Raw genomic sequence first — 14,652 nt, forward strand, 5'->3', positions numbered from 1 at the left:
GCAGTACCCATGAGCGATCTGGAGGAGGAGACCGCCGTCGCCATCATCGGCGGCGGGCCGGTCGGCATCGGCCTCGGCATCGAGCTCGGCCAGCGGGGCATCCGCTGCACGCTCATCGAGCGCTACGTCGAGCCACAGCCGATCCCCAAGGGCCAGAACCTGACCCAGCGGACCATGGAGCACTTCCATTTCTGGGGTGCCGAGCGGCAGCTCAGAGCGGCCCGCACCGTGCCGAAGGACTATGGCATCGGCGGCCTGACGGCCTACGGCACGCTGCTCGGCGGCTACAGCTACGACTGGCTCCAGCGGGAGCTGGTGCGGCCGTTCTACTTCACCGACAACGAGCGGCTGCCGCAATATGCCACCGAGCGCGTGCTGCGAGCGCGCCTCGGCCAGCTCGATCGCGTCAGCGCGCTCTACGGCTGGACCGCCGAGACCGTCGACCAGGACGAGGATGGCGTCCGCATCGTGGCCGCGGAGCGCGACGGCGGCCGGCGCACGATCCGGGCGCGCTACGCCGTCGGCTGCGACGGCAGCCGCTCGCTCACGCGCGAGCACGCCGGCATCGCCCAGACGAGGTCCGACCACGATCGCCTGATGGTGCTGCTGGTGTTCCGCTCCACGCAGCTGCACGAGCTGCTGCAACGCTTCCCCGGCAAGTCGTTCTACAACGTCCTCCACCCGGATCTGAACGGCTACTGGCAGTTCTTCGGCCGCGTCGATCTCGGCAGCACCTGGTTCTTCCATGCGCCGGTGCCGCCGGGCACGACGCGGGACAGCATGGATTTCGCCCGCTACCTGCACGCCGCCGTCGGCGCCGAGTTCGACGTGGCGTTCGAGCACATCGGCTTCTGGGACCTGCGCTTCGCCGTGGCCGACAGCTACCGCGCCGGCCGCATCTTCATCGCCGGCGACGCCGCGCACAGCCACCCGCCTTACGGCGGCTATGGCATCAACACGGGGCTGGAGGACGCGGTCAATCTCGGCTGGAAGCTCGCCGCGGCGCTCGAGGGCTGGGCCGGCCCGGGCCTGCTCGCCTCCTACAGCGCGGAGCGTCAGCCGGTGTTCGCCTCGACCGCGCGCGACTTCATTGAGAAAGCGATCCGCGACGACGGCGACTTTTTGCGCGCTTACGATCCGGCACGCGACAAGGAGGCGTTCGAGCGCGCCTGGGCGGCGCGCCAGTCCGGGGCGCAGGGCGAAGTCAACGCCTTCGAGCCGAACTACGAGGGCTCGCCGATCGTCCTCGGCCCCGCGTCGCGAACACCCAGTGCCGTCGGCTCCCACGCCGTCAAGGCGCGCGCCGGCCATCACCTGACGCCGCAGATCCTGTCGTCGGGGCGCAATGTCTACGATGAGCTCGGGGACGGCTTCACCCTGCTGGCGCTGAACGGCAGCGGCGCCGCCGCGGTCGCGTTCAGCGGGGCGGCGGCGCGGCTACGCGTCCCGCTCAAGGTGGTTGCGGACGACGGCGCCGAGCTGCGTGGCCGCTATGAGGCGTCGCTCGTGCTGGTGCGCCCGGACCAGTTCGTGGCCTGGGCGGCCGTCGACGAACCGGCCGACGCCGCCGCTATCCTTGGCCGCGCCATCGGCATGGCTTCGGCCGCGAGGTGAGCGCGTCGCGATCGGCGGGAACAGCCCGATCGCAAACGACGCGCTCTGGATTGAAGGAGTTGGAGCATCGGACCCGCGAGCAGCTCGCGGCCTTGACCGCCCGTCCGATGCCGAAGTCGAGAGGTCGAGCAGCAGCTCCGGTTCATCGGAGCGTCCGCCACATTCACATCAGCCGATGAGATCGATGACGATCTTGCGCAGTTCGGCCCTGCTGAGCCCCGTCGGTTCCGGCCTCTTGGCATCACGGAGCCCGGTGGGAGGGGTCTTGCCGGCTGCCTTGGCGACGGAGAGCCGCCTGGCAGCGTCTTGGTTGGTTTCACGGTGTAGGTTTTGCATTCCGTTCCTGTAAATCCGCCTGACGATTGGACAGGCGGTCATCACGTATCGCACCGACGGCCCGCTGGCCGTGGCGCTTCGCCGACTAAGGTCTACCGAGTATGATTTGGCTGGCCGAGTAAAGGCCATGAAATCGAGGCTTATCAAGCCTGCAGGCTTGGCGCCCGCTCAAACAGCGAACCGAACAATCGTGCCGGTGATGCCAATATAGTGACACTTGCGGCCGATTAAAGGCGACGGCACTGCGGCGGCGATGGCCCCGCATCCTGCTTGACCGGACAGCGGAAAAGCGAATGGATTGGGCGAGCCTCAGCCCGGACCGCCGGTGCAGGACTCCGCTCCACCCCAACGCCGACGGGGCGGATCAGGAAGGAAGCCATGACGGACGCATCCCGCGTTTCGGCAGGGACAACGGCCGAGGCGCGCTGGGCCAGCAGCGAGATGGGCCGGCTCATCGCCGCGCACGACTGGTCGGCCTCGCCGCTCGGTCCGCGGCAGGCCTGGTCGGCGGCGCTCGAGCACACCGTCCGGCTGATGCTCCCGGCGCGGGCGCAGATCGTGCTGTTCTGGGGCCCGTACTACGCCGCTCTCTACAACGACGCCTACGCTCCGACCATCGGCGTCAAGCATCCGCGCGCGCTGGGCCGGCCGGCGGCGGAGAGCTGGGGCGAGCTGTGGGATGATCTGGAGCCGCTGCTGCGCCGGGTGCGCGACACCGGGGAAGCCATCTTCGCCAAGGATCGGCCGTTCTACATCGAGCGCTCCGACATCGGCGAGGACGTCTACTTCGACATCTCCTATTCGCCGGTCTTCGAGGACGGCGGCGACGTCGGCGGCGTGCTCTGCATCGTCAATGAGACCACGCACCGTGTGAAGGCCGAACAGCGGGCCACGGCCGACAACGAGCGGCTCGCCCGCATGTTCGACCAGGCGCCCGGCTTCGTCGCCCTGCTGGAGGGGCCCGACCATGTCGTGCGCCTGACCAACGCGGCCTATCAGGAGCTCATCGGCCGTCGCGACGTCATCGGCAAGCCGGTCCGCGCCGCGCTGCCCGAGATCGAGGGACAGGGCTTCTTCGAGCTGCTCGACAACGTCTACCGCAGCGGCCGGACGTTCACGGCCAAGGCGATGAAGGCGATGGTCGGGCAAGGCCCCGGGGCTCCGCTGCAGGAGCGCTACCTCGATTTCGTCTACCAGCCGATCAGCGACGCCGACGGCGCCTCGACCGGCATCTTCGTCCAGGGCACCGACGTGACCGAGCAGTTGCGTGCGATCGAAGCGCGGCGCGACAGCGAAAGCCGTCTCGCCCTGGCCGCAGAGGCGGCGGCGATCGGCACCTGGGACTTCAGCCCCGCCACCGGCGAGCTGCGCTGGGACAACCGCTGCCGGCAGCTGTTCGGCCTCGGCGCGGACGATCCCGTCGGCTACGACAGCTCGTTTCTCGCCGGCCTGCACCCGGACGACCGCGCGCGCGTCGACGCCGCTGTCGGACGAGCCCTCGCCGCCGAGGGGTCCGGGCACTTCGACGTCGAGTACCGCACCGTCGGCCTCAGGGACGGGATCGAGCGCTGGCTCGCCGCCACCGGCCAGCGCTTCATCCGCGCCGACGGCACCGTCCGCTTCGTCGGCGCCGTCGTCGACATCACCGGGCGCAAGCGGGCCGAAGCGGAGCTGGCGCGCCGGGGACGCGCCCTGCGCGAGGAAAGCCACGCGCTCGAGATCCTCAACAGGACCGTCGCCAATATAGCCGCCGAGCTCGAGCTCGAAAAGCTCGTACAAACCGTCGTCGACGCCGGGGTCGAGCTTACGGGCGCGCAGTTCGGCGCCTTCTTCTACAACCGCGTCGACGAGAGCGGCGAAAGCTACACGCTCTACAGTCTGTCCGGCGCCCCCCTGGACGCCTTCTCGGGCTTCCCGACGCCCCGCAACACCACCGTGTTCGCGCCCACGTTCATGGGCGAGGGCGTCGTGCGCTCCGACGATATCACCCAGGATGCGCGCTACGGCCACAACGCGCCGCATCGGGGTATGCCGGCCGGCCACCTGCCGGTGCGCAGCTATCTCGCCGCACCGGTCGTCTCCCGGTCCGGCGCAGTGATCGGCGGCCTGTTCTTCGGCCACGCGACACCCGGCATGTTCAGCGAACGCTCCGAGCGGCTGGTGGTGGGGCTTGCGGCGCAAGCCGCGATCGGCATCGACAACGCCACGCTGTTCGAGACGCAGCAGCGCCTGAACCAGGTGCTGGAAAGCAAAGTCGCCCAGCGTACGCGGGAGCGTGACAGCATCTGGAACCTCTCGCGCGACCCGTTCCTCGTCACCGACACCGCGGGGCGCTGGCTCAGCGTCAGCCCGGTCTGGAGCGAGCTGCTCGGCTGGTCGGAGCGGGAGCTCATCGGCCGCACGTCGGAGTGGATGGAGCATCCCGACGACCGCACCCACACGCGCACCCAGATCGGCCGACTGGCGACGGGCGACGTGCCGGCGCGCTTCGAGAACCGCTTCCGCAGCAAGGCGGGCAGCTATCGCTGGTTCTCCTGGACGGCCGTGCAGGACGGCGACCGGCTCTACTGCGTGGCACGCGACGTCACCCGCGAGAAGGAAGCGGCGAACGCGCTGCAGCAGGCGGAGGATGCGCTGCGGCAAGCCCAGAAGATGGAGACGCTGGGACAGCTCACCGGCGGCGTGGCCCACGACTTCAACAATCTGCTGCAGGTCGTCTCCGGCAACCTGGAGCTCCTCCAGCGCAACCTGCCCCCGGATGCGCCGCGCCTCCGCAGGGCCGCGGACAACGCCATGAACGGCGCCAGGCGCGCCGCCACCCTCACCCAGCGGCTGCTGGCCTTCTCGCGCCGGCAACCCCTGACGCCGCGCCAGATCGAGCCGAGCAAGCTGGTGTCGGGCATGTCGGAGCTGCTGCACCGCTCGCTGGGCGAGACCATCGAGATCGAGACCGTGCACGGCTCGGGGCTATGGCGCGTGGAAGTCGACCCCAATCAGCTGGAGAATGCCATCCTCAACCTGGCGGTCAACGCCCGGGACGCCATGCAGGCCGGCGGCAAGCTGACGATCGAAACCTCCAACACGCTGATCGACCGCGACTACGTCGCCCGTCACGCCGAGGTGACGGCCGGCCAGTACGTGGTCATCTCGGTGTCCGACACCGGCACTGGCATGGACGCGGCCACCTTGCAGCATGCCTTCGAGCCGTTCTTCACCACCAAGGAGGTCGGCAAGGGCACGGGCCTCGGCCTGTCGATGGTCTACGGCTTCGTCAAGCAATCCGGCGGCCACGTGAAGATCTATTCGGAGCCGGGGGAAGGCACCACCGTCAAGATCTACCTGCCGCGGCTGCTCGTGGCCGCCGACGACGCCGAGGACGCGGCCGCCGCCGACGTGCCGGACGGATCGCAAAGCGAGGTGGTGCTGGTCTGCGAGGACGACGACGACGTGCGCGCCTACTCGGTCGAGGTGCTGCGCGAGCTCGGCTACACCGTGCTCGAGGCCGTCGACGGCCCGGCCGCGCTCAGGCTGCTGGAGCGCAGGGATGGCCGGGTCGACCTGCTGTTCACCGACGTTGTTCTGCCCGGCGGCATGAGCGGCGCCGTCCTCGCCGGCCAGGCGCGGGCGCTCAGGCCTGAGCTCAAGGTGCTGTTCACGACGGGCTACGCACGCAACGCCATCGTGCACCAAGGCCGGCTCGACCCGGGCGTCGAGCTGATCATCAAGCCGTTCAGCTTCACCGAGCTCGCCACCCGCGTTCGCGACATACTGGACTTCAAGCGCGAGGATGGGCGGTAGCCGCGGCGCCGCCGCATTGTACGCACACGTCGCCCGCTGCACTCGGCCCCCTCCACCATGCTGCGCATGGTCCCCCTCCCCCGCTTCGCGGGTGAGGATCATGCGGCGCGACCTGTTCCTCACCCGCGAAGCGGGGAGGGGGACCGCCGAAGGCGGTGGGGGCGGGGTGTCCGGTGTCTCGCGACGGCAAACTACCAAGATCTCTGGGCGGCACCGCCGGTCGACCGCGCCGGAGGTCTGCTTCGAAGGTCCTGCTTTTCCCGGTCCATCTCTGGCCTTAACGTGCGTCCGGAATGGGCAAGGCCTGCTGGCCCGCCATGGTCCTGCGCTACCTGGGTCGCCGCCCGCATGGTTTTCGCTGCGCCGCAGCATGTAAAAAGAGACTGACGCTCAAGTAACCCGGCAGCCGTCCGGCAAGGCGATGCGCTCTATTTGCTGTTCAAGTCCGGCGCAAGCCGGTGCGTTGAACGTCGACAAAAAAGCAAACGGGGAGGAGTGCGATGGTGAAGGGCAGTTTGTGTCTTGCCGCGCTGGCGAGCCTGCTGATGTCTGGCGCTGCTTTTGCCCAGGAGAAAATCAAGGTCGGGGTGACGGCGACCCTGGAGGGCACCTACACGGTGCTCGGCGAGGACGGCATGCGCGGCTTTCAGACCGCGTTGAACAAGCTCGGCAAGAAGGTGGGCGACAAGGAGCTCGAGTTCGTCGTCGCCTCCACCGACGCGACGCCGGATTCCGCGGTGCGCGCCGTACGCAAGCTCATCGAGCAGGACAAGGTCCAGATCCTGCTGTCGCCCCTGTCCGGCGACGAGGGCATCGCGGTCAAGAATTTCGCCAAGACGCGCCCGGAGCTGACCTTCGTCAACGCCGCGTCGGGCGCGCAGGAAACCACCTATGTGGATCCGGCACTGAACTTCTTCCGCTACAACATGGACGGTGCCCAGTGGCAGGTCGGCCTGGGCAAATATGCCTATGACACCAAGGGTTATCGCAACATCGCCACGGTGGGCGAGGACTATTCGTTCATCTACACGCAGGTCTTCGGGCTCGTCCTCGAGTTCTGCGGCGCAGGTGGCAAGATCTCCAGCCGGCAATGGGTGCCGCTCGGCACGAAGGATTTCGCCTCGGTCATCGCCGCGCTGCCCGACGACGTCGACGCGATCTACCTGGGCCTCGGCGGCGCCGACGCCGTCAACTTCCTCAATCAGTATCAGCAAGCCGGCGGCAAGGCGCATCTGCTCGGCGGCTCGATCATGGTCGACCAGACCATTCTCTCGGCCAAAGGCAACGCCAAGAACGCGCTGATCGGCACGATCGCCGCCAGCGGCCAGGCGGATACCTGGGACGACCCGGGCTGGCAGGCCTTCGTGAAGGACTATCAGGCCGCCTTCCCGCCGGAGAAGCGCTTCCCGAGCCCGTCGCTGCTGGCCACCAACTACTACAACTCGACGATGGCGCTGATCCTGGCGCTCCGGAAGGTCAACGGCGACCTCGGCGACAACCAGTCCAAGCTGAAGGCCGCCCTGGCCGCCATCGAGCTCGACGCGCCCAATGGCAAGATCAAGCTCGACTCCAACCGTCAGGCCATCGGCACCAACTTCGTCACCGAAGTCGTCGACGACGGCAAGGGCGCCCTGTTCAGCAAGGTCGCGAAGGTGATCCCGAACGTCAACCAGACGCTCGGCTACGACCCGGCGGTGTTCGCCAAGATCGGGCTGCCGAGCCGCACGGTTCCAGAGTGCAAAAAGTACTGACGCCGATCGGGCGGCCGGCGCCCTCGCGACCGGCCGTCCATTGTCCAGATCGCGGCGCACGCCGGTCGCTCGAGCGCGCGCTTGCATTCTCGTCGCGGATGATCAACCTCGTCGAAAACAAGAAAACACGATCCGCGGGAGGAACGCATGAGCCGGGCTCTTGCCGTCTTTCACGGTCATTTCGGCCGTGCCACGGTCTATCAGCTCAATCGTCCCTTCAATGTGCATGCGCACCGCGAAGGACATCTGATCTTTCACATCGGCGGCACGCCGGCGTCGGTGGAGGTGCTCGAGCAGCCGATGCCGGCGCGCCAGGATACCGTCCTGGCGGTCAATCCTTGGGAGCCGCACAATTTCGTGCCGAAGGACTTGGGGGACGGCGCGATCTTCCTGGTGCTCTACGTGGACGCCGCGTGGTTCGCCGGCGTGCGCGGGGTACGGTTCGGGTGCACGACATTCGAGCGCACCGCGACGCTGGACCGCGATGTCCGGCAGGCGGCAGCGATGATTTGCGGCGCGCCGTCGCTCAAGAGCCTCGACGGCGAGTTGCGCAACCTCATCGACTCCTGCCACGAGGAAAGCTGGCGCCAGGCCGAGGCCCCGCCGGAGAGCCGCGCCGTTGCCGCCATCACCGACTTTCGCGTGCGCAAATCGATCCGGCTCCTGGCCCAATCGGCAGGCGCCGAGATGGAGCTCGATGCGATCGCGCGCGAGGCGGGCCTGTCGCGGCCGCATTTCTACAAGCTGTTCCGCACCCAGACCGGCGTGACCCCGCACCTCTACCGCAACACGCTGCTGATGGAGAAAGCACTGGACTCGCTGGTGTCCACGGAAGCATCGATCGCCGGCATCGGCTTCGATCTCGGCTTTTCGTCCCAGAGCGCGTTCACGCACTTCTTCGCCGGCAATGTCGGCATGGCACCGAGCGACTACCGGCGCGCCGCCAAGATCTTGCGGCCCTGACCGGCCGGCAGGGTGGCCAAAAGCGGACTGACGATCAAGCGGGGCCCGCGCCGGCCCGTAGAATGCCGTCGGCGATCGGCGGCGGACGACCGCGGCGCCTAAGCAAGACTTTTAGACGTTCCGGAATTGTCGAGCCCGCCGTGAGGCGAACTCGGACATTCTGCTCAGGGAGGACAAGGCCCGGCATGGCGTCGACTGCTTCAGCCGATTGTCGTGGAGCTGCCGCGATCAGGTGCGGAGGGCGCGCATGACCAGATGGATCGAGCGCCATCGGGTCTGGGCCCTCGTCATCCTGATCGCGATCGCGGCGGCGCTCTGGCTGATCTTCGCCACTTGGCCGCCGGGCCTGGAGGACGCCATCGGCCGGAAGAAGGTCTTCCTCAGCGCCGTGTTCAACGGCATCACGCTCGGGGGCCTCTATTTCCTGGTGGCGAGCGGCTTCACCCTGATCTTCGGGCTGATGCGCAACGTCAATCTGACCCACGGCTCGCTGTATCTGTTCGGCGGTTATGTCGGCTACGAGATGAGCGCCGCCACCGGATCCTGGCTGCTGAGCTTCCTCGCCGCCTTCATCGTCGTCGCGCTGATCGGCGCTGCCATGCAGGTGCTCATCTTCCGCCGCATCGAGGGGCAGGACCTGCGTCAGACCATGGTGACGATCGGGCTGTCGATCGTCTTCGCCGATCTGATGCTGTGGGCGTTCGGCGGCGACTTCTACCAGATCCAGACGCCCCATGCGCTCGTCGGCCCCGTCGAGCTGCCCTTCGTCACCGCCGTCAAATCCTCCGGCGAGGCCGTCTACCTCCAATATCCGATGGTGCGGCTGGTCATCCTGCTGGCGTCCGTCGTCATCGGCGTCGCCATGTGGCTCGCGCTCAACCGCACGCGCATCGGCATGATCGTGCGCGCCGGCGTCGACGACCGCGACATGCTGGCGGCGATGGGCGTGCGCATCCAGCTGGTGTTCGTGCTGGTGTTCGCGCTCGGCGCCGGCCTTGCGGGCATGGCCGGCGTCGTCGGCGGCACGTTTCAGTCGATTTCGCCCGGCGAGGACCTGCGCTTCCTGCTCGCCTCGCTGGTGGTCGTCATCATCGGCGGCATGGGCTCGATCCCAGGTGCCGCCCTCGGCGCGCTCATCGTCGGCCTCGCCGAGCAGCTGGGCTCAGTCTACATCCCGACCTACGCCATCGTGGTGACGTTCCTGATCATGGTGCTCGTGCTGGCCGTTCGGCCGCAGGGCCTGCTGGCAGGGCGCTAGCCATGTCGATCACCCAGGACGCGCGCCTTCAGCCCGAGACGCTGCCGCAGCCCGCGGCGAGCGCCGGGACGGTCCGCCAATTCGGCCACCCCGCCGTCTGGGCCGTCGCCGTCCTCCTGCTCATCATGCCGCTCATCGCGAACGGCTTTTTCCTCATCGAGATCTTCGGCACCAGCCTCATTCTCGGCATCGTGGCGCTGAGCCTGATGTTCCTGGCCGGCTACGGCGGCATGGTCAGCCTGATGCAGCTGACCATCGCGGGCCTCGCCGGCTACATGACGGCCGTGCTCGGCGCCAGCGGCAACGCCAATATCAGCCTGGGGTGGCCCTGGTGGCTCGCAACACCCATGGCGATCGCGCTGGCAACCCTGTTCGGCACCATCGGCGGAGCGCTCGCAGTCCGCACCGAGGGCATCTACACGATCATGATCACGCTGGCGATCGCGTCGGCCTTCTACTACTTCACCAACCAGAACTGGGCCATTTTCAATGGTCACACCGGCATCAACAGTGTCGTCACGCCCCATTTCTGGGGCATCGACTGGCGCGCCGACATCATTTTCTACTATGTGATCCTCGCCGTCGCAGTACTGTGCTTCGCTGCGGTCAGCTACCTCGCGCGCGCGCCGTTCGGCCTCGCCCTGCAGGGCGTGCGTGACAATCCACGCCGGATGGCCGCGCTCGGCTTCAACGTCAATGCGCACCGCATCGCGGCCTACGCCTTCGCCTCGTCCGTCGCGGCCCTCGGCGGCGTCTTGCAGGTCTGGAACTATCGCCAGATCTCGCCCGGCTCGGTGGGGGTCGAGCGGGCGATCGACATTCTGATCATCGCCGTCGTCGGCGGCACGACACGCCCGATCGGCCCGTTCGTCGGCGCCCTGGTCTTCGTCCTGCTGCGCACGTTCACCCTGGATGTCCTGGTCGCGTTCGGGCTCGACGGCAACCGCTTCCGCCTGCTGATCGGTCTTGGCTTTCTAGCCATCGTGCTGTTCTCCCCGGACGGCATCGTCGGGCTCTGGGAGCGGTGGGTGCGCCGGCCCCGGCCCCGGCCCGGCAAGGCGCAGACCGGTGGTGACCGCCATGGATAGCGTCGCCCATCGCCTGGCCGTCGCCGGCGCGGGCGCGGCGCTCGAACTGCGCGGCGTGACGCGCCTGTTCGGCGCGCTCGCGGCGTTGACCGACGTGACGCTGACGGTCCGCCCCGGCGAGCGACGCGCCGTGCTCGGCTCCAACGGTGCCGGCAAGACCACGCTGTTCAACTGCATCACCGGCGATTTCCCGCCCACCTCGGGCACCATCCGGTTCTTCGGCGAGGACGTCACCCATTTCCCGCCCTACGAGCGGATCCGCCGCGGCTTGCGCCGGACCTATCAGATCTCGGCGCTGTTTTCGGGATTGACCGTTCTCGACAACGTCTATCTCGCCTGCTGCGGGGTCTCGCGCAGCCGCTTCTCGCCGTTCCGCCCACGCGCCAACGACGCGCTGATGCAATCGGCCGAGGACCTGGTCGAGGCGGTGCATCTGGCCGCGGTGAGCGCCCGGCGCGTCGCCGAGCTCGCCCACGGCCAGCAGCGCCAGCTGGAAATCGCGCTGGCGCTGGCCGGCGCGCCGCGCTTCATCCTGTTCGACGAGCCGGCCGCCGGCCTGTCGCCGACCGAGCGGCGCGAGCTGGTGGACATCCTCACGGCGCTCCCCGGCCACATCGGCTACATCATCATCGAGCACGACATGGACGTCGCCCTGCGCGTCGTCGAGAGCGTGACGATGATGCACAACGGCCGCATCTTCAAGGAAGGCCCGCCGGGGGAGATCGAATCCGACCCCGAGGTCCAGGAGCTTTATCTTGGAGGCGGCCATAGCTGAGATGCGCCACTCCACCCCGATGCTCGAGGTCAGAGGCCTCGATGTCTACTACGGCAGGTCGCATGCGCTGCAGGGCGTCGACCTGACGCTGGGATCCGGCGTGCTGTCCCTGGTCGGCCGCAACGGCATGGGCAAGACGACCCTGTGCAAGACCATCATGGGGCTGGTGCCCGCCACGGGCGGCTCCGTCCGCCTGGCCGGCGAGGACCTGCTGTCGCTGTCACCCGCGCAGGTGGCCCGGCTCGGCGTCGGCTACGTGCCGCAGGGCCGACGGCTGTGGCGCTCGCTCTCCGTCGACGAGCATCTGCGCATGATCGCGGGCATGCGGCGCGGCGCCTGGACCGTGGAGCGCGTCTACGAGACCTTTCCGCGCCTGGCCGAGCGCAGGAACAACGGCGGCGGGCAGCTCTCGGGCGGCGAGCAGCAGATGCTGGCGATCGCGCGCGCCCTGGTGGTCAACCCCCGCCTCCTGATCATGGACGAGCCGACCGAAGGGCTGGCACCGGTCATCGTCGCGCAGGTCGAGGACATGCTGGTGCGCCTCGGCGACGAGGGCGACATCGCGGTGCTCGTGATCGAGCAGAACATCGGGGTGGCGACGGCGGTCTCGCGGCATGTCGCCATCATGGTCAACGGCCGCGTCAACCGCCTCATCGAGTCGTCGCGCCTGGCGTCGGACCGGGAGCTGCAACAGCGCCTCCTCGGGGTCGGGCGCCATGCCGACGCCGGGCCAGAGGTCGAGGCCGGCGCGGCCGAGGACGGCGCGGCGCGGCGGACGGCGCCGCGCCCGGCCGCGGCAGCGCCGAAGCGCATCTATGTCTCCAATCCGACGCTGCCGACGCGATGGTCGCAGCCGGTGCCGATCGCGCGCATGGAGGCCAACGCGCGGGTGCTGTCGACCGGCATCTTGAGGCTGGAGGATGCGGCGCGCCCACGTCGCGACACCGCGGCCGCGCGCAGCTCCGGGCCGCCGGCCGTGCTCGTGGTCGGCACGCTGGACACCAAGGGCGACGAGCTCAGATTCATCCGCGACATCGTCGCCGGCAGCGGCCTGCGGGCGCGGCTGGTCGATGTCTCGACCAGCGGCAGGCCCTCCTCCTGCGACGTCTCCGCCCAAGAAATCGCGCTCAATCATCCGCGCGGCGGCGGCGCCGTGTTCGGGCCGGACCGCGGCGCCTCCGTGACGGCGATGGCGGAGGCCTTCGCCAACTGGCTGCGCCGTCAGACGGACATCGTCGGCGTCATCTCCGCCGGCGGGTCGGGCGGGGCGTCGCTGGTGGCGCCGGCCATGCGCGCGCTGCCGATCGGGGTGCCCAAGCTGATCGTCTCCTCGGTCGCCTCGGGCGACGTCGCGCCCTACGTCGGGCCTGCCGACATCACCATGATGTACTCGGTCACCGACGTGCAGGGACTGAACGCGATCTCGCGCCAGGTGCTCGCCAACGGCGCCAACGCGCTGGTGGGCATGGTCAAGGCACGGCTCGAGAGCGGCGCGGCGAACGCGCAGGCGCTGCACGCCAGCCTCCCGGCGGTCGGTCTGACGATGTTCGGCGTGACCACCCCGGCCGTGCAGCAGATCGCGGCCGCGCTGCGCGCCGACTACGAATGCCTGGTCTTCCACGCAACCGGCGTCGGCGGCCGCTCCATGGAGAAGCTGGTCGATTCCGCGCTGCTGGCCGGGGTGATCGACCTGACGACCACGGAGGTGTGCGACCTGCTCATGGGCGGCGTGTTTCCGGCAACCGAGGATCGCTTCGGCGCCGTCATCCGCAGCCGAATCCCCTATGTGGGCTCGGTCGGCGCGCTCGACATGGTCAATTTCGGCGCCCCCGAGACCGTTCCCGAGCGCTACCGCGGCCGCCGGCTGCACGCCCACAATCCGCAGGTCACGCTGATGCGCACCACCGCGGAGGAGAACGAGCGCATGGGCCGCTGGATCGGCGAGCGCCTCAACCGGATGGATGGGCCGGTGCGGTTCTTTCTGCCCGAGGGCGGCGTCTCCGCGCTCGACGCACCGGGGCAGCCGTTCTGGGACCCGGCGGCCGACGCCACGCTGTTCCGCGCGCTCGACCAGACGGTCCGCCAGACCAGCAACCGGCAGCTGATCCGGCTCAGGCATCACATCAACGAGCCCGAGTTCTCAGCGGCGATCGTTGCGGCCTTCCGCGGCCTGGTCGGACGCCCGGGCGCACGCCGGCGGGCGGGGAGGTGAGCGATGCCCCGGTTTGAGCGCACCGAGCTGCTGAACAGGTTCCGCACCATGGCGGCGCGCGGCGAGCCGATCGTCGGCGGCGGCGCCGGGACCGGGCTCTCCGCCAAATGCGAGGAGGCCGGCGGCGTCGACCTGATCGTCATCTACAATTCAGGCCGCTACCGGATGGCCGGGCGCGGCTCGCTGGCCGGCCTGATGCCGTATGGCGACGCCAACGCGATCGTCGTCGAGATGGCGGGCGAGGTGCTGCCCGTGGTCAAGCACACGCCGGTGCTGGCGGGCGTCAACGGCACCGATCCTTTCCGCGACATGGATCAATTCCTCGATCGGCTGAAGACGCTCGGCTTTTCAGGCGTGCAGAACTTTCCGACCGTCGGGCTGATCGACGGCGTCTTTCGCGCCAATCTCGAAGAGACCGGCATGTCCTATGCGCTGGAGGTCGAGATGATCGCCAGGGCGCGCGCCAGGGACATGCTGACGACGCCCTATGTGTTCAATGCCGCCGAGGCCAAGGCGATGGCGGAGGCGGGCGCCGACATCATCGTCTGCCATCTCGGCCTGACCACCGGCGGCGCGATCGGCGCGCAAACCGCGTTGAAGCTCGAGGATTGTCCGGCCCGCATCGACGCCTGGGCGGCGGCGGCGCTCGCCGTCAACCCCGACGTCCTGGTGCTGGCCCATGGCGGGCCCGTGGCCGAGCCGTCGGATGCCGCCTTCATCATGAAGCACACCCGCACCTGCCACGGCTTCTACGGAGCGTCGTCGATGGAACGGCTGCCGGTGGAGCGGGCGCTGACGGAACAGGTTCGACGATTCAAGGCGATCACCACGAGTTGAGCGCCGCTTAGGGGAGGTTG

Annotated in this window: 9 protein-coding genes; all 9 read left to right on the forward strand. The window is 68.7% G+C overall.

Annotation, left to right across the window (positions count from 1 at the left end; genetic code table 11):
- Positions 1-9 precede the first annotated feature (9 nt).
- The 9 genes from ACZ5PO_RS04440 to ACZ5PO_RS04480 all read left to right on the forward strand — a co-directional run bounded on the left by ACZ5PO_RS04440 (position 10) and on the right by ACZ5PO_RS04480 (position 14,632).
- Positions 10-1,614: an FAD-dependent monooxygenase gene (locus ACZ5PO_RS04440; protein WP_464190665.1), complete on the forward strand. Its 1,605-nt coding sequence runs from the start codon at positions 10-12 to the stop codon at positions 1,612-1,614.
- Positions 1,615-2,328: 714 nt separating this feature from the next.
- The gene (locus ACZ5PO_RS04445; RefSeq protein ID WP_464190666.1) at positions 2,329-5,748 is read left to right on the forward strand and encodes a PAS domain S-box protein; all 3,420 of its coding nucleotides are present in this window, start codon (positions 2,329-2,331) and stop codon (positions 5,746-5,748) included.
- A gap of 500 nt (positions 5,749-6,248) precedes the next feature.
- Positions 6,249-7,499, forward strand: a complete 1,251-nt coding sequence (locus ACZ5PO_RS04450) for an ABC transporter substrate-binding protein (RefSeq protein WP_464190669.1) — start codon at positions 6,249-6,251, stop codon at positions 7,497-7,499.
- Positions 7,500-7,646: 147 nt separating this feature from the next.
- Positions 7,647-8,462: a helix-turn-helix domain-containing protein gene (locus ACZ5PO_RS04455; RefSeq protein WP_464190671.1), complete on the forward strand. Its 816-nt coding sequence runs from the start codon at positions 7,647-7,649 to the stop codon at positions 8,460-8,462.
- 247 nt (positions 8,463-8,709) lie between these two features.
- The gene (locus tag ACZ5PO_RS04460) at positions 8,710-9,720 is read left to right on the forward strand and encodes a branched-chain amino acid ABC transporter permease (protein ID WP_464190673.1); all 1,011 of its coding nucleotides are present in this window, start codon (positions 8,710-8,712) and stop codon (positions 9,718-9,720) included.
- Between the two features lie 2 nt (positions 9,721-9,722).
- Positions 9,723-10,808, forward strand: a complete 1,086-nt coding sequence (locus tag ACZ5PO_RS04465) for a branched-chain amino acid ABC transporter permease (RefSeq protein WP_464190675.1) — start codon at positions 9,723-9,725, stop codon at positions 10,806-10,808.
- A complete protein-coding gene (locus ACZ5PO_RS04470) occupies positions 10,801-11,583 on the forward strand; it encodes an ABC transporter ATP-binding protein (RefSeq protein WP_464190677.1) in 783 nt (260 codons plus the stop codon). Before ACZ5PO_RS04465 ends, ACZ5PO_RS04470 begins: the two co-directional genes overlap by 8 nt.
- Position 11,584: 1 nt before the next feature.
- Positions 11,585-13,795, forward strand: a complete 2,211-nt coding sequence (locus ACZ5PO_RS04475) for a Tm-1-like ATP-binding domain-containing protein (RefSeq protein WP_464196670.1) — start codon at positions 11,585-11,587, stop codon at positions 13,793-13,795.
- Positions 13,796-13,798: 3 nt separating this feature from the next.
- The gene (locus ACZ5PO_RS04480) at positions 13,799-14,632 is read left to right on the forward strand and encodes a phosphoenolpyruvate hydrolase family protein (protein WP_464190679.1); all 834 of its coding nucleotides are present in this window, start codon (positions 13,799-13,801) and stop codon (positions 14,630-14,632) included.
- The last annotated feature ends 20 nt before the right edge of the window (positions 14,633-14,652 follow it).

The organism is Chelatococcus sp. KU-N122, assembly GCF_055391085.1.

Bases quoted from the DNA above. Each gene is read 5' to 3' on its own strand.
- ACZ5PO_RS04475 (WP_464196670.1), top strand. From the start codon at position 11,585: ATGCGCCACTCCACCCCGATGCTCGAGGTCAGAGGCCTCGATGTCTAC.
- ACZ5PO_RS04470 (WP_464190677.1), top strand. From the start codon at position 10,801: ATGGATAGCGTCGCCCATCGCCTGGCCGTCGCCGGCGCGGGCGCGGCG.
- ACZ5PO_RS04465 (WP_464190675.1), top strand. From the start codon at position 9,723: ATGTCGATCACCCAGGACGCGCGCCTTCAGCCCGAGACGCTGCCGCAG.
- ACZ5PO_RS04480 (WP_464190679.1), top strand. From the start codon at position 13,799: ATGCCCCGGTTTGAGCGCACCGAGCTGCTGAACAGGTTCCGCACCATG.
- ACZ5PO_RS04440 (WP_464190665.1), top strand. From the start codon at position 10: ATGAGCGATCTGGAGGAGGAGACCGCCGTCGCCATCATCGGCGGCGGG.
- ACZ5PO_RS04445 (WP_464190666.1), top strand. From the start codon at position 2,329: ATGACGGACGCATCCCGCGTTTCGGCAGGGACAACGGCCGAGGCGCGC.
- ACZ5PO_RS04455 (WP_464190671.1), top strand. From the start codon at position 7,647: ATGAGCCGGGCTCTTGCCGTCTTTCACGGTCATTTCGGCCGTGCCACG.
- ACZ5PO_RS04460 (WP_464190673.1), top strand. From the start codon at position 8,710: ATGACCAGATGGATCGAGCGCCATCGGGTCTGGGCCCTCGTCATCCTG.
- ACZ5PO_RS04450 (WP_464190669.1), top strand. From the start codon at position 6,249: ATGGTGAAGGGCAGTTTGTGTCTTGCCGCGCTGGCGAGCCTGCTGATG.